Origin of the sequence: Kribbella sp. VKM Ac-2571 (assembly GCF_004362255.1) — a bacterium.
Taxonomy (GTDB): domain Bacteria; phylum Actinomycetota; class Actinomycetes; order Propionibacteriales; family Kribbellaceae; genus Kribbella; species Kribbella pratensis.
This window is the reverse complement of sequence record NZ_SNWS01000019.1, coordinates 175,364-194,262: the sequence shown is the minus strand read 5'-3', so window position 1 is coordinate 194,262 and position 18,899 is coordinate 175,364. Positions and strand designations below refer to the sequence as shown.

At 68.1% G+C, this 18,899-nt stretch carries 18 protein-coding genes; 6 read left to right on the top strand and 12 right to left on the bottom strand.

The window, feature by feature from the left end; genetic code table 11:
- Positions 1 to 90 precede the first annotated feature (90 nt).
- Entirely contained in the window at positions 91 to 249 is a 159-nt protein-coding gene (locus tag EV651_RS43445) for a zinc ribbon domain-containing protein (protein ID WP_370353820.1), read from the top strand.
- Between the two features lie 35 nt (positions 250 to 284).
- Here EV651_RS43445 and EV651_RS33905 read toward each other — a convergent pair whose 3' ends face one another.
- From EV651_RS33905 to EV651_RS33895, 3 genes are read right to left on the bottom strand one after another with little or no spacing between them, the layout of a single operon-like run.
- Positions 285 to 1,166 (bottom strand): carbohydrate ABC transporter permease, encoded by an 882-nt coding sequence (locus EV651_RS33905; protein WP_133789338.1) that lies wholly within the window; start codon positions 1,164 to 1,166, stop codon positions 285 to 287.
- Positions 1,163 to 2,089, bottom strand: a complete 927-nt coding sequence (locus tag EV651_RS33900; protein ID WP_133789337.1) for a carbohydrate ABC transporter permease — start codon at positions 2,087 to 2,089, stop codon at positions 1,163 to 1,165. The genes EV651_RS33905 and EV651_RS33900 overlap by 4 nt, the downstream gene beginning before the upstream one ends.
- A gap of 4 nt (positions 2,090 to 2,093) precedes the next feature.
- Entirely contained in the window at positions 2,094 to 3,485 is a 1,392-nt protein-coding gene (locus tag EV651_RS33895; RefSeq protein WP_133789336.1) for an ABC transporter substrate-binding protein, read from the bottom strand.
- Between the two features lie 195 nt (positions 3,486 to 3,680).
- Between EV651_RS33895 and EV651_RS33890 the strand changes: the two genes are divergently transcribed.
- Together EV651_RS33890 and EV651_RS33885 are read left to right on the top strand one after the other, a co-directional pair.
- Entirely contained in the window at positions 3,681 to 3,857 is a 177-nt protein-coding gene (locus tag EV651_RS33890; protein WP_202870633.1) for a hypothetical protein, read from the top strand.
- A 40-nt stretch (positions 3,858 to 3,897) separates the two neighbouring features.
- Positions 3,898 to 4,374, top strand: a complete 477-nt coding sequence (locus tag EV651_RS33885) for a GNAT family N-acetyltransferase (RefSeq protein ID WP_133789335.1) — start codon at positions 3,898 to 3,900, stop codon at positions 4,372 to 4,374.
- Here the strand turns inward: EV651_RS33885 and EV651_RS33880 are convergent.
- On the bottom strand, positions 4,371 to 5,426 hold the full coding sequence (locus tag EV651_RS33880) for a DUF4185 domain-containing protein (RefSeq protein WP_202870632.1): 1,056 nt from the start codon (positions 5,424 to 5,426) through the stop codon (positions 4,371 to 4,373). The two genes, EV651_RS33885 and EV651_RS33880, sit on opposite strands and share 4 nt — an antisense overlap.
- A 182-nt stretch (positions 5,427 to 5,608) precedes the next feature.
- Between EV651_RS33880 and EV651_RS33875 the strand changes: the two genes are divergently transcribed.
- Positions 5,609 to 6,355: an SDR family NAD(P)-dependent oxidoreductase gene (locus EV651_RS33875; RefSeq protein WP_238157371.1), complete on the top strand. Its 747-nt coding sequence runs from the start codon at positions 5,609 to 5,611 to the stop codon at positions 6,353 to 6,355.
- A 4-nt stretch (positions 6,356 to 6,359) separates the two neighbouring features.
- Here the strand turns inward: EV651_RS33875 and EV651_RS33870 are convergent, their stop codons facing one another.
- Together EV651_RS33870 and EV651_RS33865 are read right to left on the bottom strand one after the other, a co-directional pair.
- Positions 6,360 to 7,181 carry a sulfurtransferase gene (locus tag EV651_RS33870; RefSeq protein WP_133789334.1) on the bottom strand — a complete coding sequence of 274 codons (822 nt, stop codon included), beginning with the start codon at positions 7,179 to 7,181 and terminating at the stop codon, positions 6,360 to 6,362.
- Positions 7,182 to 7,257: 76 nt separating this feature from the next.
- Positions 7,258 to 7,911 carry a thymidine kinase gene (locus EV651_RS33865; protein WP_133789333.1) on the bottom strand — a complete coding sequence of 218 codons (654 nt, stop codon included), beginning with the start codon at positions 7,909 to 7,911 and terminating at the stop codon, positions 7,258 to 7,260.
- Between the two features lie 97 nt (positions 7,912 to 8,008).
- Here EV651_RS33865 and EV651_RS33860 point away from each other — a divergent pair, with 97 nt between their 5' ends.
- On the top strand, positions 8,009 to 9,652 hold the full coding sequence (locus EV651_RS33860) for a S8 family serine peptidase (RefSeq protein WP_238157370.1): 1,644 nt from the start codon (positions 8,009 to 8,011) through the stop codon (positions 9,650 to 9,652).
- Positions 9,653 to 9,816: 164 nt separating this feature from the next.
- Here EV651_RS33860 and EV651_RS33855 read toward each other — a convergent pair whose 3' ends face one another.
- The 5 genes from EV651_RS33855 to EV651_RS33835 form a co-directional block, all read right to left on the bottom strand.
- Positions 9,817 to 10,935 (bottom strand): alkaline phosphatase family protein, encoded by a 1,119-nt coding sequence (locus EV651_RS33855; RefSeq protein WP_238157369.1) that lies wholly within the window; start codon positions 10,933 to 10,935, stop codon positions 9,817 to 9,819.
- 4 nt (positions 10,936 to 10,939) lie between these two features.
- Complete coding sequence (locus EV651_RS33850) at positions 10,940 to 11,554, bottom strand: DUF5998 family protein (protein ID WP_133789331.1); 615 nt, start codon at positions 11,552 to 11,554, stop codon at positions 10,940 to 10,942.
- A gap of 67 nt (positions 11,555 to 11,621) precedes the next feature.
- Positions 11,622 to 13,262 carry an FtsX-like permease family protein gene (locus EV651_RS33845; RefSeq protein ID WP_238157368.1) on the bottom strand — a complete coding sequence of 547 codons (1,641 nt, stop codon included), beginning with the start codon at positions 13,260 to 13,262 and terminating at the stop codon, positions 11,622 to 11,624.
- A 5-nt stretch (positions 13,263 to 13,267) separates the two neighbouring features.
- On the bottom strand, positions 13,268 to 13,981 hold the full coding sequence (locus tag EV651_RS33840; protein WP_202870631.1) for an ABC transporter ATP-binding protein: 714 nt from the start codon (positions 13,979 to 13,981) through the stop codon (positions 13,268 to 13,270).
- Between the two features lie 98 nt (positions 13,982 to 14,079).
- A complete protein-coding gene (locus EV651_RS33835; RefSeq protein WP_133789329.1) occupies positions 14,080 to 15,153 on the bottom strand; it encodes a P1 family peptidase in 1,074 nt (357 codons plus the stop codon).
- A 272-nt stretch (positions 15,154 to 15,425) separates the two neighbouring features.
- Between EV651_RS33835 and EV651_RS33830 the strand changes: the two genes are divergently transcribed.
- A complete protein-coding gene (locus EV651_RS33830; protein WP_133789328.1) occupies positions 15,426 to 15,935 on the top strand; it encodes a DUF2087 domain-containing protein in 510 nt (169 codons plus the stop codon).
- Positions 15,936 to 16,187: 252 nt separating this feature from the next.
- Here the strand turns inward: EV651_RS33830 and EV651_RS33825 are convergent, their stop codons facing one another.
- Positions 16,188 to 18,884, bottom strand: a complete 2,697-nt coding sequence (locus tag EV651_RS33825) for a bifunctional GNAT family N-acetyltransferase/acetate--CoA ligase family protein (RefSeq protein WP_166658879.1) — start codon at positions 18,882 to 18,884, stop codon at positions 16,188 to 16,190.
- Positions 18,885 to 18,899 lie beyond the last annotated feature (15 nt).

Here is an 18,899-nt window from a genome sequence, read left to right as displayed (position 1 = left end):
CGCGAGATCTACCCACTCCTGCGACCAGTCCCCGGCAACGCCGAACACCAACTGCAAGCAGCCGCATGACCACTTGACAAACATAGGGGCATCCAAGCGGTCTTCCGGTGCGTCGCCTGTGGGTTCCAAGCACATGCCGACGTGAACGCGGCCGTCAACGTCGCGGCCGGACGGGCCGTCAGAGCACGCCGAGAGATGCCGGAACGGGTCTCGCTGAAGCGTGAACCTCAACTCGCTGCCTCTCGGTAGTAGTTGGAATCCCCGTCCGATGGATGGGGAGGACGTCAATCTTTGATACCTCCTGCCATGCCGACGCCTTTCAGGAACTGTTTCTGGAACAACAAGAACAGCACGACAGGTATCAGAACCGCGAGGAACAGCGCGCTCATCTGCAGGGAGATCTCTGTGGTCTTGGCCACCCGCGGCAGGGCGACCGAGATCGGCTGCAGCCGTGGGTCCGGCAGGACGAGCAGCGGCCAGAGGTAGTCCTTCCACGAACCGATGACGGTCAGTAGCGCGACGACTCCGACGATCGGTTTCGACAGTGGCAGGATCAGCGACGTGAACAGCCTCAGGTTGCTCGCGCCGTCGATCCGGGCGGCCTCGATCAGCTCACGCGGGATCGAGTCGAAGTACCGCTTCATCACCAGCACGTTGAAGGCGCCGGCGGCCTGCGGCAGCCAGACCGCCCAGAACGTGTTCTGCAGGCTGATCCCGAGCACCGGCATCTTCAGCACCGTCATGTACAGCGGGACGAGCGAGATGACACCGGGCAGGAAGAGGGTGGCGAGGACGGCGCCGGTGACGACCGGTCCCCACTTCGGCCGGAGGATGCTCAGCACGAAGGCTCCCGTCGTACACACGAACAGGGTCGAGATCATCGAACCGATCGCGATGAACGCGGTGTTGCCCAGGTACGCGCCGATCTGCACGCGGTTCCAGGCGTCCGGGATGTTCTTCAGCTGGATGCCCGACGGCCACAGCTGCATGGGGCCGCGCAGGATGTCCTGGCTCGTCGAGACCCCGGACTTGAGCAGCCACAGCAGCGGGCCGACGCCGGCGATCAGGACAGCGATGAAGATCAGCACCTGGATCGTCGGCAGGCCGTAGCGGATCAGGCCCCGCTGCCGGTCTGCGGTCGAGATGATTCCGCGCTCGTGACTCATGTGGTGCTCCAGCGGCGAGTGACGAAGTGGTAGACGACCGACAGCACGCACAACACCCCGGCGAGCAGCACGCTGAGCGCGGTCGCGGCACCGAAGTCGCCATTGATGAACGCGTACCGGTAGATCAGCAGCAGGATCGTCGTGGTGGCGTTGTTCGGGCCGCCGCCGGTGAACAGGAACGGCTCGGTGAACACCTGGAACGTCCCGATCAGCTGCAGCAGCATCATGATCAGGATGATTCCGCGGATCTGCGGCAGCGTGACGTGCCAGACCCGGCTCCAGATCCCCGCCCCGTCCAGCTCGGCTGCCTCGTACAACTCCGTCCGTACGCCGGTCAGCGCCGCCAGGTAGATGATCGACGTGGCGCCCGCGCCGGCCCAGGTCGCCTCGAGCACGATCGCGGGCATCGCCAAGGTCTGCGAGTTCAGCCACGCGAACGGCCCGAGCCCGAACCAGCCGAGGATCGAGTTGAACACGCCCGCCCCGCTCGGGTCGTAGAAGAACGTCCACAACAGGATTGCGGCCACGGGTGGTACGACGGCCGGCAGGTAGGAGAGCACGTTGTAGAGCCAACCGGTCTTGCGCAACTCGCTGATGAAGACGGCCAGGAACAACGGCACCGGGAAGCCGAAGATCAAGGCCAGCAGGCAGAAGTACAGCGTGTTGAGCGCTGCTTGCGGGAGTTGCGGATCGGTCAGCACGTAGCTGAAGTTCGACATCCCGACCCATTCGGGCGGGGCGACCAGGTTGTTCTTCTGGAAGCTGAGCACCAGTCCGCGGACGATCGGGCCCCAGGAGAAGTACAGGAAGATCAGGACCAGGGGCACGGCGAAGAAGACCGCGCTCAGCCCGCCGGAGCGGTACCAGGTGGCCCAAGATTGAGCACCGTTCCGGCCGGGCTTATCCGTTCGTTGCTGGAACATTGGGCTACCGGGCCAGACGCGCGTCGATCTTCGAGGCCGTGTCGCTCAGTAGCTTGTCGATGTCCGCGTCCTTCTTCGTGAGCACCTGCTGAACCACCGGGTCGAGCAGCGAGTAGACCTCCTGGCCCTTGTTCGACGGCTCGGGCAGCAGCTTCAGCGACGTCGTCGAGTCGATGTAGCCCTGGAACTGCTTCACCGGGACGTTCACGTACGGCTCACGCCACTTGTTGAACTGGTCGTAGGTCTCCTGGCTCAGCGGCGTGATCCCCGGCCGGCCGACGAAACCCTTGTCGGCGATCGTGGTCTTGGCGTCCTGGATCGCGACCGACTCGGTCGTGTACTTGTCGAACTGGTCGAACTTGATCCACTTCAGTGCCGCGACGACCTCGTTCTTGGTCGCCTTCGGGCTGATCATCTTCAGCGAGCCGCCGGTCAGCGTGCCGTGCGGACCGCCGTCCTGCGGCAGCGCCCCTTCGCCGAAGTCGGCGGGCTTCATGCCGAAGTTCTTCACGCTCATGTCGTAGGCGTCCGGCGCCTGCAGGACCATGCCGATCTTGCCGGCCGCGAAGTCCTGGCGGACCTCCTCCTGGTTGTACAGGAACCTGCTACCCATCGAGTTGTCGGTCCACCGCATGTCCTTGAGCAGCTGCAGCGCCTTCTTGGTCGGCGCGTCGTTGAACGTGCTCTTCTTGCCGTCGGCGCTCTCGACCGTGCCGCCCATGCTGTACGTCATCGTGGTCAGCATCCAGCCGCCGGTGTTGTTCGTGGTCAGCTGCGCGTACCCGGCCTTGCCGGTCTTGTCGGCGATCTGCTTCGCGTACTGCCGGACCTCGTCCCAGGACGTCGGCGGCTTGTCCGGGTCCAGGCCGGCCTGCTTGAACAGGGCGCGGTTGTAGGCGAGGCCGACCGAGAAGACATCGATGGGTACGCCGTAGATCCGCCCGTTCGCATCCTGGACGATCTTCAGGACGTTGGGGTTCAGGTCCTTGGTCAGGTCGACCAGTTTCAGCTCGTCGGTGATGTCGGGGAGCTGCTTGTTCGGGATCATGTTCGCCGGCTCGGTGAAGCTGATGTTCATCACCGTCGGCAGCGTTCCGCCGGCCACCTGGGCCTGGAAGGTCTGCGCCTCCCACTTGGTCTCGGTCGACTTCACCGTGATGTTCGGGTACTTCGCCGTGAAGTCCTTGATCTTCTGCTCGAACGCCTTGATGTCGTTCGGCTTGTCGGGGGTCGGGCGGTCCCCGATCGTGATGGTGACCGGCGCCTTCTCGTCGATCTCGCCGCCGGCGCCGGTGGACGCCGAGGGCGTCGTACCTTTCGCGCACCCCGCCGCGAGCACCAGCCCCACCACGCCGAGGGCGGCGCCGCACCGGCTCCACCTACTCACTCTCGTCATCGGAACTCCTCAGGTTTCCGGATGCCGCCGATGTGCTCTGAGCCACACCGGCCAAGTCCCGAGTAAGTTAAACCAAGCGTGTTACTAACTCAAGAGTTCGCCGGACACTTCTGCGATAACGCTTGCGCAACATGTCGAGGTGCTGCCAGGCGCTCCGACGTACCGGTAGACAAGAAGAAGATGGAGGAGGCACACATGGCCGAATCAGCCAACCAGCTGGTGCACTTCGAGATCATCGGGAACGCTCTCGTGCAGGCCGAGGAACTCGGTGGGCAGCGGGTCTTCGGGCCTGATGGCGTACCGGGGAAGCTCGTCGTCGGTCAGTTCACCGACCCCGAAGGCAACCTGATCGGGGTCGCAGGGCCGAGGTAAACCGATGGAGCGGCCGATCGGCGTGCGGAAGGATGGGGGCATGCATCTTCGCGCGGCGGCCGCTGCCGACCTTCCGTTCCTGATCGAGATGTTGCTCGAGGCCTGTAACTGGGACGGGACTCCCTGGTACGACGAGGCAAGGGCGCGCGGCGACGATCACGCGTGGCGATACCTCGACGGGTGGCCGCGCGGGAGTGACTTCGGGGTGGTGGCGGAGGTCGACGGCTCCCCCGCTGGTGCGGCGTGGGCGCGGTGCCTCACCGCGGAGCGGCCCGGGTACGGGTACATCGCGGACGACGTACCCGAGCTGACCTTGGGCGTCTCCCCCGCCTTCCGGCGGCGCGGGGTCGCTCGGGGCGTGCTGACCGAGGTGATCGCACAGGCGCGCGCAGCGTCGTACGGAAAGCTCTCGCTCAGCGTGGACCCGGACAATCCGGCGCGAAAGCTCTACGAGTCGTTGGGGTTCCGGAAGGTCGGCGTTGTCGGCACCTCCGACACGATGGTGCTCGAGCTTTAGCCGAAGCCGCGGACACGGAACTGCATGACGCGGTACGGCCAGCCGTTGTCGGTGTTCCACTGACTCACGGACAGGTGCATGTCCGAGAGCGTGGAGCCCGGGATGACATACCCGCCGTACAGCTGAGCGACGTGGTTGTCGTCCTCCGAGCCCCACGCGCCGCCGTAGATCAGGGTCTGACGGTACGCCGTGTAGAGGTTGGACGTCGGCGTGTCCATGATCATGCCGTCGATGCGGTAGTCGCCGGCGTTGAACCAGGTCAGCACCCACTTGCCGCCGAGCGGACGCAGGCTCATCTCGCCGAAGCTCCCGTTCAGGATCGGCGTCGCGGGATTTCCCCACGCCCAGACCCCGTCCCGGTAACCCCACGGTTCGTACGCCGCCGGGTTCGCGATCTGCTCCTGGCGGACGCGTTTGAGGATGATCGGCTTGTTGCGCTGGAACCCGGTCGAGTAGACGTACACGTACCCGTCGTTGCCGAGTCCCCAGGTCAGCAGCTGGAACATGCCGCCGTCGATGTTCGGGTCGAACTTCGCGCCGGTGTGGTACCAGCTCGCGCCCGAGTTGTCCGAGCGCCAGATCTCTGTCCACACGACGTTTCCGAGACCCTTGTTCACCATCGCGTGCAGGTACATCGACCCGCCGATCGTGATCACGTCCGAGGGCAGCACGGTCGAGAACGTCGGATTGTCGTGCGGGTAGTCCCACAGCTGCTGCGCCGCGTCTCCCCCGACCGCGCCGGACCACTTCACGCCGCTGCTCAGGTCGGACGTGGTGGACCACAGCGCCACCGGCGAACGCCACCAGCCGCCGCCGACATACGGCTCCTCGAACGTGTCGCCGAACATGAACAGCAGCCGCCCGTCCGGCGTCCGCGCCGGAATCCCGAGATCGGTCGCCGCCATCCGGAACCGGTCGGTCAGACCGGGCCCGGTCAGATCGGCCACTTTGTTGGTCAGCACAGCCTGGCTACTCCCGAAGGCACGGCCCGGTACGGCGGTCAGCACGCCGGCCCCGACGGCCGCGCGCAGGAACGTGGATCGCTTCATCATCGACTGACTCCCAGGGGCGGTACGAGGATGGGAAATCGATTGCTCGCACACCATCCCGCGCTGCCAGAGCGAAGTCAACCCTTTCGTCCCCCATGCACGTGACTCACCTCACCGAGATCGGCTGTCACGTACGAGACCACGGCGGCATCTCGTGACCGAACAGTCGTTTCCACAGGAGGTACATGATGACGAACGCGGAGCGGACCACCGTTCTGATCACCGGGGCGAACAAGGGTCTCGGCTACGAAGCGGCCCGTCGGCTCGGAGAGATGGGCTGGAAGGTGTTCCTCGGTTCGCGTGACGAGGAGCGCGGGCGGGTGGCCGTCGAGAAGCTGGCGGCCGACGGCGTGGACGCGGTGCTGGTTCCGCTGGACGTGACCTCCGACGAGTCCGTCGCCGGCGCCCTGCAGGTCGTCTCCAGCCACACCGAACGGCTCGACGTACTGATCAACAACGCCGGGGCACCAGGGCATGCCGTCCACCCGAGCGAGGCGACAGCTGACGAGCTGCATGCCGTGTACGACGCCAACGTGTACGGACCGGTGCGAGTCACGCATGCGTTCCTGCCGCTGCTGCAGGCGGCGAGCAACCCACGGGTGGTGATGGTCTCCAGCGGCGGCGGGGCGTTCAGCGTGGTCCTGGACCCGGAGCAGCCGGTCTCCAAGATGCACGAACTCGCGTACAGCTCATCCAAGGCGGCGCTGAACATGCTCACGGTCAGGTACGCGCAGGCGCTGCCGACCATCAAGTTCAACGCCATCACGCCGGGTGAGACCGCGAAGCACACGTTCGCCGCCACCGACATGAACAACCACAAGGGTCAGCTGACCGTCACCGAAGGCACCGACGTGATCATCCGTATGGCCACGCTCGGCCCGGACGGCCCCACCGGTACCTTCGAGGACCGCCTCGGTCCCGTGGATTGGTGAGCAGTCAGTCCTTGCCTGTGGCCACAGGTCGGGTGGGGTCGGTGATCCATTCGGACCAGCTGCCGATGTAGACCGTGGCGGGGAGGCCGGCGGATTCCAGGGCGAGGGCTTCGTGGGCGGCGGTGACTCCGGAGCCGCAGTAGACCGCCGTCTCCGTCGACGAAGTGACGCCGAGAGCGGTGAAGCGGGCCTTGAGGTCGGCGGCCGGGAGGAAGCGTCCGGTCTCGTCGACGTTCTCGGTCGTCGGGGCGTTGACGGCCCCGGGGATGTGGCCGGCCACCGGATCCATCGGCTCGACCTCGCCCGCGAACCGCTCCGGCGCGCGTGCGTCCAGCAGGATGCCCTTCGCGGCCACCGCGGCAGCGCCGTCGGCGTCGAGCACGGGCAGATGGCCGGGTGTCGCGGTGAAGGTACCGGCGCCATCAGCCGGTGCTTCCGCGGTGATCTCTCCCCCGGCGGCCGTCCACGCGGCCAGCCCGCCGTCGAGAACGCGTACGTCGGTCAGCCCGAAGTACCTGAACACCCACCAGGCGCGGGCCGCGGACATCGAGTTCGCGGCGTCGTACACCACGACCGGAGTGTCGGCGGACCTGATGCCGATGCGGCGGAAGGTCTCCGTGACGGTCGTTGCGGTGGGCAATGGGTGGCGGCCCGGCCCGGGAGCGGCGGCGAGTTCGGTGTCGAGGTCGACGAAGTACGCCCCGGGCAGGTGGCCGGCGTCGTACGCCTCCTTGCCGGGCGGACCGGCCAGGTTCCAGGTGACGTCGACCAGCACCGGAGCGGTGCCGAGCGCCCTCAGGTCGTCAACGGAAATCAACGAGCTCATCCACGTCCTCGCTTCGCTCCGGGCGCGGATGAGGCACAAACCGCGCTGTGTCTTTTGATGATCTCGCTTCGCTCGATCATGACGCAGCTCCTCCGAACGGCAGGACTTCGGGTGACAGGGTGGCGCGGGCGCGGGCCTGGGTGAGGCGGCGGCGGTGGTGCCGGCGGCAGAGCACCTCGTACGCGACCTCGTGGTCCAGCGACACGATGTCGCCCACCACCAGTTGCTCGCCCTCGGTCACCATCTCCCCACCGATCGTACGGGCGTTGTGCGTGGCCCGTTCACCGCACCAGCACAACGCCTCGACCTGGAGCAGTTCCATCCGGTCCGCGAGCTCCACCAGCCGCGCCGATCCCGGGAACAGCGTGGCCCGGAAGTCGGTCAGGATGCCGAAGCAGAACACGTCGATCTGCAGCTCGTCGGTCAGCCGCGCGAGCTGCTCGATCTGCAGCGGGCTGTAGAACTGCGCCTCGTCGCACACCACGTAGTCGATCCGGCCGCCGGCCGTCAGTTCGTTCACGACGTAGTCCCAGAAGTCGAAGTCGGTGCGTACCTCGACCGCGTCCGCGGACAGACCGAGCCGCGACGACAGCACCGACTCCCCCGCCCGGTCGTGGCTGGTGAAGATCCTCCCGACCCTCCCGCGTGCCTTGTGGTTGTGATCCATCTGCAGCGCCAGCGTCGACTTGCCGCAGTCCATGGTCCCGGTGAAATACAGGAGCTCCGCCACGGGCGAACATCCTGCCAAGTCAAAGGTCCGCTTCGCACGCCGGGGTATGTCGGAGGGCTGGGTTGGGTTCTGAGCCTTCGTTCAGCTTGAATGGATTGTGCGCAAAGCCCTGTTCCTCGTCCTCGCGGCCTGCCTTGTGGTCGCCACCGCCACCCTTCCGGCCGGTGCGGCGCCGACCCGGTCCGAGGCGGGACTCCGGGCGTACTTCGTGATTACCGCGCCGAACCAGACCGGCAAGGTGACCGGTGCGATCACGCAGAACGGCGGCGCTGTGTATGCGACGTACGACGCGATCGGGGTGATCGTGGCGCATTCGACGGCGACCGACTTCGCGGACAAGCTGCGCGGCGTCGAGGGCGTGCAGAAGGCCGGCGCGACGCGCACCTCCGACCTTCCCCCGGACGTCGGCAACCCGGCGGTCCCGCCTGCGGTCCCGGAGACGCCGACGGCGCAGCCGGAGACGGACCGCGCGGACATGACCCAGATCGGCGCGGACCGCGCCTGGGCGAAGAACCCGGGCTCGAAGAGCGTCACCGTCGGAGTGCTGGACACCGGTGTGGACGACCAGCACCCGGACCTCAAGGCGAACTTCGACGCGGCCAAGTCGGCGTCCTGCGCGTACGGCAAGCTCGACACCCGGCCCGGCGCGTGGCGGCCGGTCGGCGAGCACGGCACGCATGTCGCGGGCACGATCGCCGGCGCGAAGAACGGCATCGGGATGGTCGGGGTCGCACCGGGCGTGAAGGTGTCGTCGATCCGGGTCGCCGAGGCCGGGAGCCAGCTGTTCTTCCCGGAGAACACGGTCTGCGCGTTCATGTTCGCCGCCGACAAGGGCGTCTCGGTGACGAACAACAGCTACTACGTCGACCCGTGGCTGTTCAACTGCCCGAGCGACAAGGACCAGGACGCGATCGCCGAAGCGGTACGGCGGTCCGTCGCGTACTCGGACGGCAAGGGCGTCGTGAACATCGCCGCGGCCGGCAACGAGGACTACGACCTCGCGAACAAGACCGACGACGTGTCCAGCCCCGACGACTCGACCGCGGCCGACCGCAGCGTCACGAACGACTGCATCAGCCTGCCGACCGAGCTGCCGAACGTCGTCGTGGTCGCGTCGGTGGATCCGACCAGCGCGAAGTCGCCGTTCTCGAACTTCGGTGAGGGCAAGATCAACCTCGCCGCTCCCGGCCAGGCCGTGTACTCGACGGTGCCGGGCGGCGGCTACAAGATCCTCGAGGGTACGTCGATGGCGTCGCCGCACGTCGCCGGTGTCGCGGCCCTCCTCCGCAGCGTCGATCCGAAGCTGAACCCGTCCCAGGTCCGCGCCCGGCTCGCCCAGCAGGCCAACGACCTCGCGTGCCCGCCCGCGGCCTCCGGTGAGTGCTCCGGGTCCGCCGCGAACAACTCGTACTACGGCGAAGGTCTCGTCGACGCGGCCGAGGCAGTCGGCGCGGCGGCCGCGCAGCCGCAGGGCGCGATCTCGGTCACCCAGCCGCCCGAGCAGCTCGGCGTCGGCGGTATCCCGGCGGTGCCGCTGCTGCTGAAGGGCACCGGCGGCACCGGTGACATCAGCTACTCGGCGACCGGTCTACCGCCCGGCCTCACCATCGACGCCGAGCGCGGCTGGATCACCGGCGTGCTGACGCCCGGCGCCGGCCGGTACAAGGTGACTGTCACCGCCCGCGACGGCGAAGCCAAGACCGCCAGCACCAGCTTCTTCTGGGACGTCTGGAGCTTCTAGGGGGTGTCTGATGGTCCCGCGCCGTCGCGAGGAGGTGCTCGGTGCGGTGCATCGGCGTGCGGGGGCGAAGGTCTCGATGCGGAGCATCGTGGCCTTTGCACCCGTGCGGCGAGGTGCCGTGCCGAGTGCCCCGCAGTAGGCGCGGGACCATCAGACACCCCCTATTAACCGGCGTCGACGAGCAGCGGGATCTCCATCTCGTCCGGAGTCAGCGAACCGTGCAGGCCGATCAGATCGGCCTCGTGCGCGTGACGGCGGCTGGCCACCAGAGCGACCGGTCCGAGGGCTGCGACGATGACGTCTCCCAGGCGCGGTGATACCCGGTCCTCGACGACCGGACCGAACCAGCCACGCGCGATCGCCTCAGAGCGTGACAGTACGAGCGCCTTCTCGCCGAGTCGCTCCCTGTAGACGGCGAGTACGTCGGCCTCCGCGCCGGGAACGCAGTACAGGTGACGGAAACGCGACTCCCCACCGATGAGGGTCACTGCCTCGGTCAGTGCGGGCTCGGCGTCGAGATCCACGCGGTGCTCAGGGGCGACGTCGATCATGCCGTGGTCGGCGACGACGAGCAGTACGGCGTCACGCGGCAGCGCCGAACGGACCTGTTGGGCGAACGTGTCCGCCGCCCCCAGTTCCTTCTGCCACTGCCACGAGTCGCAGCCTTGTTGGTGGCCGATGTAGTCGAGCTGCGAGTCGTACACGTACACGAGCGACGACTGCCCTTCACGACTCGCGAAACGGGTCGCATCCAGACGGTCCTCAACGGTGTCGGCGCCGCGGTGTGCACTCCCCCGGAACGCGGCCGCTGTCAGCCCTGAAGTGTCGAACCGCGCCTTGCTCACGTTGCGCGTTGCAACACCTGCTGCAGCTACTCGATCGAACACGGTCCCGTGCGGCTGCCAGCGTCGCGGGTCGACCGGCGCGTCCCAGGACAGCGCGTTCAGCAGTGCGCCGGTCTCCGGGACGATCGACGTGTAGCCGACGATGCCGTGCGCGCCTGGCGGCAGACCCGTGCCGAGGCTCGTGAGACTGACAGCGGTCGTCGACGGCACTCCAGCGGTAAGACTCCTGGGAGTCAGCGACGACAGGTACGGCGCGGCGTCGCCGTACCGCTGCAGCAGATTCCAGCCGAGCCCGTCGAGCAGAAGGACGGCGTACCGGGAGGCGGGCGGCAGGCCGAGGAGGTTCGTCTCCCCGGGCACCGACAGCGCGCCGGCCACCGACGGCAGCACGTCGGCGAGCGAGCCGCCGCCGTACTGCGGCGACATCGGCTGGATCACGGCGTTACCTGCTGGTGGTCGCGAACGAGAGTGCCTTCGCGAACTCGAGCACCTGCTGGATCCCGGCCGGACCGTCGGCCGCGGCACTGATCCGCAGCGAGATGTCGTCGGCCGCGACCGACCCGGTGTAGCCGTGGTCGGCCTCGCAGTTCGGGTCCGCGCAGACGGCCGGCTCCAGGTCGATCCGGTTCACCATGCCCCAGCCGATGGTCAGCACCACCTCACCGCTGCCCGCGACCGCCGGGTCGGCCTTGCCGGTGGCGTAGCCCGCCGGATTCGGTACGACGCGGTTCACGACGACGGCGTTCACCCGGTGCAGCGGGATCGCCTCGGTCGACGTCGACGCGTACGGCGCGCGGATCAGTTCGTCGGCGGCGTGCTCGTCGGTGTGCCCGACGATCAGCCGGGTCGGGGTGAGCGCCAGGATCGTGATGTGCCGCCGGACCTCGTCGCGGTCGAACGTCGGCTCGTGCTGGAGCACGTAGGCTCGGATCGGTTCGCCGGCGATCGCCACCTCGAGCGAATCGGTCACCACGTCGGGGTAGTAGCCGCACCGATCGATGGCGTCGCGCAGGTCCGCCGACGCATCCGCGAGCTCCGGTGTATTCAGGTCACGCATGCCCTCATCCTCGCACGATCGTGCCCCGGAGCGTTTCACCCTTCCCCAGGCCTGTGGACAACCGCGATCAGTTCGCGCTTGCCTTCCGCAGCACCGGCGCACCGGCAGCGCCCGCGACGGTGACCAGAACGAGCCCTGCGACGACCTGCCCGAGCAGCAGCAGTACGCCGGAACTCCCCTCGGTGATCACCTTTCCGCCACTCAACGCCAGCCCGCACAGCGCGCCGAACCCGACGACAGGCAACCCGACTCCGACGACCGGTACGACGGCCGCGACGCGAGCTGCTCGCTCGATCACCGACAGCGGAACACCGGACCGCCGTAGCGCCCGTGCAGGAGCTGCCTGGTCCAGCGCCGTACCCACTGCTCCCGCAGCAGTCGACGCAGCCACGGTCAGGAAGACCAGTGAGAGCAGCAACGCCACACCGATCCGCATGTCGTTGAAGGACGGGTCGTCTTCGCCACCCGGCATGAACACCGAGATGAACCCAGTGACGAAGCCGGACAGCACTAGAGCGGCCACAGGCCGGAAAGCACCCTTGGGGTCGTCTACCAGGCGCCGACCGGCCAGCAACGTCACAGGTCCGTTGGCCGCCTTCGCCATCGCCTTGCCCACCAGCTGCACCGCCCATGGACCGACCACGCGTACGGCGAGGGCCGCGAAGCCGACAGCGATCAGCAGCGGCAGCACAGCCGCACGCATCCCGTAGTACGCCAGCATCACCGGACCGATGACCAGCAACCCGATACGCAGCACGCTCAAGCCCTTGCGGGTTTGGCCGCGTACGACGCCGAGTGGAGTGATGCTGACTCGTCCCAGACCGATGAGTGCACTGACGACGGACAGGATGGGTACGGCGACCAGTACGACGAGGACCGTCCACCACTGGACCGTGATGTCACCGACGTACCAGCGTCCGCCGCCGAGCGGGATCTGCGCGATCAGCGGACTCAGAACGGTGTAGCCGATCAGACCGGCGACTGCACCGGCTGCAGCGAGCACGGCTTGTTCTACTGCGCTCAGCCAGAGCACCTGGGTCCGGGTTGCACCTGCAAGGCGCAGTGCGGCCAGTCTGTGCTCGCGGCGCTTGGCTGCGACACCAGCGGCCTGTCCGACGAGGCTCAGGATCGGGAACAGCACGAGGATGATGCCGAACGCCACCGCGATGAGCAGTCCGGCCATGCGGCTGTCCCACACCTTCTCGTTCCAGCTGCTGACGTACTGCGGGTGCTGGTCGGAAGGGATCGTCCGGACGCCGCGGATGATGATGAACTCTTCTGGCGACGACAGACCCTTGTCACTGATCACACCGGTCGGCCTATCTGCGCCGTACTGCTTGCTGAGGCTGGACCAGCGTTTCTCGACCTCAGGCGAGACGAAGACCTCGCCGGGCTTGGGGGTGTGGTCGAGGCCCGGCGGTGGTGCGAGCTCGTTGGGGTGGAGGACCGCGAGGTCGAGAACGCTCAGGCGGTGACCGTCGACCCGCTGGTCGTCGTCCAGGTTCAGCGAGCCGATCGCGGTCGTCGGATCAGCCTTGTCCGCGCTCCGCCACCCGATCCGCTCCGACCGTTGCGACAACCCGAGCGAACCGGCAATCAGAAACGTGACCAGCAGCGCGACCACTGCAGTCGCACCGAAGGCGGCCAGGTTGGCGGCACGTCCGCCCGGGCCGGGACGGCGTACGAACCGCAGGCCGAGATCAGTCATCGGGTTCATCGCACGGCTCCGATGGCGTCGCTGACTCGACCGTCGACGATGTGGAGGGCCCGGTGGCAGCGGGCGGCTACGGCGTTGTCGTGGGTGACGACTACTACTGCGGCACCGCGGTAGGTAGCGGCACCTACAAGCAGGTCGATGACCTGTGAGCCGGTCGCCGCGTCCAGTGCGCCGGTTGGTTCGTCGGCGAACACCACCTGCGGCTCGCCGACCAGTGCCCGCGCGATAGCCACCCGCTGCGCCTGACCGCCGGACAGCTCACCGGGTCGACGACCGACTTCAGCGGCAAGCCCGACCTGGGCGAGGGTCGTTCGCGCGCGTCCGATCGCGTCGCGCCGGCTCAGGCCGTCGACCATCAGCGGCAGCGCGACGTTCTCGTCCGCGGGCAGCTCGGCGAGCAGCTGGTTGTCCTGGAACACAAAACCGAGACGGCGGCGACGCAGTACGGTCCGGGCGGCGTCGTTCAGCTGGTCGACACGTTCACCGCCCAGCCAGACCTCGCCCTGGTCCGGCGTGAGGATGCCGGCGAGGACGTGCAGCAGGGTGGTCTTGCCGTTGCCACTCGGGCCCATGACCGCGAGCGCTTCGCCGGAACGGACGGCAACGTCCACGCCGGCCAGGCCGACCACGCTGCCGTAGTGCTTGACCAGGCCGTGCCCGCTCAACACAACCTGCGGGACCGCCTGCGACTGGGGACTCTGGAAGTTCATGCCCAGAGCCTTTCGCTTTCACCGCGCCGGAGCGTCGGCCCGAGGACCGGTCTTACCGTCGCCTTTAGACCGGTCCGGCGTACGACCCCAGTCGTACGTCAGTCGGTCCGGAACGCCGACGGGTAGGCGTCGCGGTAGCTCGGGACGGTCCCGGCCGGGGTTTGCACCGACTCGGCGTTCAGCATCGCGTGCACGATCGCCCGCGACAGCGTCCGGGCGCCGGCGGCGTACACGGTCTCCAGCTGGCCGAGCGCGAGCGGATCGGTCACGCTCAGCCGCGGCTCGTCCGTCGTCCGGGTCGACAGCGCGAAGATGCTGTCGCCGTCGACGAGCGTGTGGACCGGGTCGATCGCCCGCGCCAGCCCGTCGTGCGCGACCATCGCCATCCGCTGGGTCGCGGCCTTGTCCAGTGGTACGTCGGTGGCGACGACCGCGATCACGGTGTTCATCCCGGTTGTCATCCCGGTTGTCGCTGCGGGTCCTGGGATCAGGTTGCGGCCGGGAGCCGCGGGTGGCGGCGGCTCGACCGGGGTCCGCAGGTGCGTGAACTCGTCGCCGAGTCCGAGGCGGGCGCCGTACAGGTTGCCGTCGGCATCGACCGCGGAGCCGGCCGCGTTCACGATGACGAGCGCGCCGACCGTCGTACCGTCGTCCAGCCGGACGCTCGCCGAGCCGACGCCGCCCTTCAGCGAACGCGCCCGGGCACCGGCCCCGGCACCGTGGTTGCCCAGGGCAACCGGACCGTCGGTGGCGGCCGCGATCGCGTCCGCTCCCCAGGACGGCTCCGGCCGGGCCTTGAAGTCGCCGCCGCGGGCGAGGTCGAAGATCACCGCGGTCGGGACGATCGGCACTACGTCGTACTCACCCTGACCGACGCGGACACCCTCGCCGCGCTCCTCCAGCCAACGCATCACGCTGCCGGCCGTGTCGAGCCCGAACGCGCTGCCGCCGGTCAGGACGATCGCGTTCACGCCGCCGTTCGAGTTCACCGGCGCGAGCAGGTCCGTCTCGCGGGTGCCGGGCGCGCCACCGCGCACATCGACCCCGGCGACGGCCGTTCCCGGCACGTGCACGACCGTCGTACCGGTCAAGTACGGCGGGTCTACGCGCTCGACCTGCCCGACCAGGATTCCAGGGACATCGGTAATCGCGTTCTGCGGGCCGGGCTGCATGCGAATGATCCTTTCACGCCGAAACCGCTGCACTCTCGACAGGACGTATGCGCCTACTACCCGCGACCGCGCGCCTGGCGGCCTGCCGGATGACCGGACATGTCCTGTCGACCTTGCACAACATTCGAAGCACAGCGACCGCGCCCGACCCAACACCACCCGCGTCCAACGCCTGATCGCCTGGGCGACTGGGCGAGCCGTGGCGACTGGGGACGTGGGCTGGGCGTTCGGAGAGCCCGAAATCGGGTTGCGGTGAGCGTTAGCGTGAAGGGATGAACGCCGATCAGCTCTGTGGTCTGCTGGCCGAACCGTCGAGGTTGCGGACGTACTCCGCGATCGTTCTCGGCGCCTCCACTCCCGAGCAGGTTGCGGGGAGCACCGGACTCCCCGCGCCGGTCGTGGTGAAGGCGTTGCAACGGCTGACCAAGGGCGGACTGATCGCGGCGAGCCGGGACGGGTTCACGGCGGACGAGGTCGCGTTCAAGGACGCCGTACGGGAGAGCCGGCCGGAGCGGGTTCCGCTGGATCCCGATCCGGCCCGGGACAACGTGCTGAAGTCGTTCATCCGTGACGGGCGGCTGACCCACTTCCCGACCTTCCCGGACAAGTACCGGATCGTCCTCGAGTACCTCGTGCTGTCGTTCGAGATGGGCCGCCGCTATCCCGAGTCCGAGGTCAACGAGATCCTCAACCGCTGGCACCCCGACCACGCCGCCCTCCGCCGAGGGCTGGTCGACGCCAACCTCCTCACCCGCGAGAACAGCATCTACACACGCTCTTAGCGTCCCGCCGGCAGTCCGTCGAAAGTTCTGCGGGCGATTCGAGGACCTGTTCCACGAGCAGAACTGGGGAGCCCTACTGCCCATCGCAGGACACCTACGCTCCCCAAACCGGTTTGGGGAGGCGCTCTAACGGGAGTGGGGAGTCCTACTGCCCGATGTGGGAGGGTAGCCCTCCCCAAACCAGTTTGGGGTGGGCTCTGCACTGGATGGGTGCAGCAGACTCGGTCCGGCCTTTGGAGCGAAGCCAGTGCCTCAGGTAAGGCGGCGGGCTGGCGTGTCCTGGCGGGGCTTCTCGTTCGGGGCGATGCGGATTCTCGTGTCGAGGACGGTGGCGCCCTGGGCGGCGACGAGGACCGAGCGGAGGTCCAGGCGGACGACCTCCTCGAGGTCGAGGGTCAGGCGGGACACCCGGTGCAGGAGGTCCTCGATCGCCGGGATGTCCACGGGATCCGAGCCGCGGTAGCCGTACAGCAGGGGCGCGGCCTTCACCTCGCGCACCATCTCCGCCGCGTCGCGGGTGGTGAGCGGCGGCATCCGGTACGAGCGGTCGCCGAGCAGATCCGTCGCGACACCGGACAGCCCGAACGTCACCACCGGCCCGAACGACACGTCCTCGATCGTCGAGATCACCACCGGTACGCCGGGCGGCGCCATCTTCTGTACGACGAACTGCGCCCGCCCCGGATCCGACGCCACCCCGAACGTGTGGGTCATCTCCGCCCAGGCCGCGCGCATGTCGTCCTCGTCGTGGATGTGCCGCCAGATGTCGGCGAGGTCCGGCCGCATCCGCCACTGCTCAGCGGTCGCCTTCAGGATCACCTCGAACCCGAGGTCCGCGGCCCGGTCGACGGCCTCGTCCGCGGACAGCACCGGGAACGCCGGCAGCACCGAGATCCCGTAGAAGGACAGCAGCCGCTGCCGGTCGGTCTCGTCGAGGTCCGCGCCGGTCGGGTGCCGCTGCAAGAACTGCTCGACGAAGTCCTCTCCCCCGGCGGTGTCGATGTCCGGCAGGTCCGGGATCCGGCTGTCCGACCGGCGCCGCCACTCGGCGTACTGCGTCGCCTTCGCCAGCGCACCGACGGCGTACTGCGGGTTGAGGAACGAGGGGATCGAGCCGCGCGCGGCACCGCCGTCCTCGTCCGGCACCTGCAACTCGGCGGGCACGCTCCGGGACGCGAGGAAGGTCGACACCACCGGCTTGTCCGAGCCAGCGGCCGCCGCGGCAAGCACCTGCGCCACCTCGCCGCCGTTCGACTGCACCGGCGGCGTGTAGATCACCACGACCGAGTGCACCTTGTCGTCGGCGAACACCTCGGACAGCGCCAGACCGAAGTCAGACGGAGTCGCGTCGGCGCTCAGGTTCCGCGGCTCCCCCGCGATGTCGAGGCCGCAGCTCGCCATGGTGTCGAGCGCGAGCAGCGTCAGCGCGTCCGAGTTCGAGACGATCGCGACGCGGCGGCCCTTCGGCAACGGCTGGTGGGCGAGCAACTGGGCGACGTCGAACAGCTCACCGGTGGTGTCCACACCGATCAGGCCGCTCTGCCGGAACATCGACTCGATGCTTTCCGGCGGCAACTGGCTGCGCCGGACGAGCTGTCCGACCGGCACGCCCTGGGTGGCGCGCCCGGACTTGAGCGCGATCACCGGCTTCCGCCCCGCGAGCCGGCGTGACACCCGGCTGAACTTGCGCGGGTTGCCGAGCGATTCCAAGTACAGCAGGACGACCTCGGTGGCCTCGTCGGAGTACCAGTACTGCATCAAGTCGTTGCCCGAGACGTCCGCCCGATTGCCGGCCGAGACGAAGCTCGACAGCCCGAGACCACGCCCGACCATGTCGGCGAGGATCGGCACACCGAGCGCGCCCGACTGGCAGAAGAACGCGACCCGGCCCTTGCTCGGCATCAGCGGCGACAGCGTCGCGTTCAGTGAGACGCCGCTCGCGGTGTTGATCAGGCCGAGCGCGTTCGGCCCGATCACCCGCATGCCGTAGGACCGCGCGAGACCCACCAGGTACCGCTGCCGCTTGCGCCCCTCGTCCCCGATCTCCGCGAACCCGCTCGAGACGACGACCAGCCCGCGCACACCCTTCGCCGCGCAGTCCAGGACGACGTCCGCGACCATGTCGGCCTTGACCGCGACCACCGCGAGGTCGACGGTGTCCTCGACCTCCCGGATCGTCGGGTACGCCGGGACGCCCTCGATCTCGGCTGCTTTCGTGTCGGTGTTCACGGCGTACAGCCGACCGGGGAAACCGCCGTCGCGGAGGTTGCGCAACAGCGCGTTGCCGATCGTCCCCTCGCGGCGGCTCGCGCCGATGACGGCGACCGAGGACGGGGTCAGCAACCGCGCGATCGAGAGTGCCTCGGAGCGCTGCTCGCGGGCCTGCATCACCCCGAACGACGTGTCGGTCGGCGCGATGTCGAACTCGACCATGATCACGCCGTCCTCGAACTCCCGGGCGACCTTGTACCCGGCCTCGGTGAAGACCGTGATCATCTTGCGGTTGTCCGGCAGTACCTCGGCGACGAACCGGTGGATGCCGTTCTCCCGCGCCGCCTGCGCCAGGTGCTCCAGCAGCAGCTGCCCGAGCCCGCGTCCTTGGTGCGCGTCCTCGATCAGGAACGCGACTTCCGCCGTACGCCGGCCCGTGCCCTCGTAGCGTCCGACGCCGATCATCTCGTCACCGACCGTGACGATCAGCGCCAGCCGCTGGTGGTAGTCGACCTGCGTGAACCTCGCCACATCCCGCTCGGACAGCTCCGGGTACGGGGCGAAGAAGCGGTAATACTTCGACTGTTCGGACACCCGTGCGTAGAACGCCACCAGCAGCGCGGCATCGTCCGGCGTGATCGGCCGCAAATGCGCGGTCGCGCCGTCCCGCAGGACGACATCGGCCTCGTACTCCGCCGGATAGCCGTCCGGAGGCGCGTGGTCATACTGGTCCGGCACGCAGACAGCGTACTC

Excerpts from the sequence above, each read along its gene's own strand:
- EV651_RS33840 (WP_202870631.1), bottom strand. The coding sequence starts at position 13,981 with ATGAACTTCCAGAGTCCCCAGTCGCAGGCGGTCCCGCAGGTTGTGTTG.
- EV651_RS33885 (WP_133789335.1), top strand. The coding sequence starts at position 3,898 with ATGCATCTTCGCGCGGCGGCCGCTGCCGACCTTCCGTTCCTGATCGAG.
- EV651_RS33870 (WP_133789334.1), bottom strand. The coding sequence starts at position 7,181 with ATGAGCTCGTTGATTTCCGTTGACGACCTGAGGGCGCTCGGCACCGCT.
- EV651_RS33890 (WP_202870633.1), top strand. The coding sequence starts at position 3,681 with ATGGCCGAATCAGCCAACCAGCTGGTGCACTTCGAGATCATCGGGAAC.
- EV651_RS33845 (WP_238157368.1), bottom strand. The coding sequence starts at position 13,262 with ATGACTGATCTCGGCCTGCGGTTCGTACGCCGTCCCGGCCCGGGCGGA.
- EV651_RS33880 (WP_202870632.1), bottom strand. The coding sequence starts at position 5,426 with ATGATGAAGCGATCCACGTTCCTGCGCGCGGCCGTCGGGGCCGGCGTG.
- EV651_RS33830 (WP_133789328.1), top strand. The coding sequence starts at position 15,426 with ATGAACGCCGATCAGCTCTGTGGTCTGCTGGCCGAACCGTCGAGGTTG.
- EV651_RS33905 (WP_133789338.1), bottom strand. The coding sequence starts at position 1,166 with ATGAGTCACGAGCGCGGAATCATCTCGACCGCAGACCGGCAGCGGGGC.
- EV651_RS33850 (WP_133789331.1), bottom strand. The coding sequence starts at position 11,554 with ATGCGTGACCTGAATACACCGGAGCTCGCGGATGCGTCGGCGGACCTG.
- EV651_RS33835 (WP_133789329.1), bottom strand. The coding sequence starts at position 15,153 with ATGCAGCCCGGCCCGCAGAACGCGATTACCGATGTCCCTGGAATCCTG.
- EV651_RS33895 (WP_133789336.1), bottom strand. The coding sequence starts at position 3,485 with ATGACGAGAGTGAGTAGGTGGAGCCGGTGCGGCGCCGCCCTCGGCGTG.
- EV651_RS33900 (WP_133789337.1), bottom strand. The coding sequence starts at position 2,089 with ATGTTCCAGCAACGAACGGATAAGCCCGGCCGGAACGGTGCTCAATCT.
- EV651_RS33875 (WP_238157371.1), top strand. The coding sequence starts at position 5,609 with ATGATGACGAACGCGGAGCGGACCACCGTTCTGATCACCGGGGCGAAC.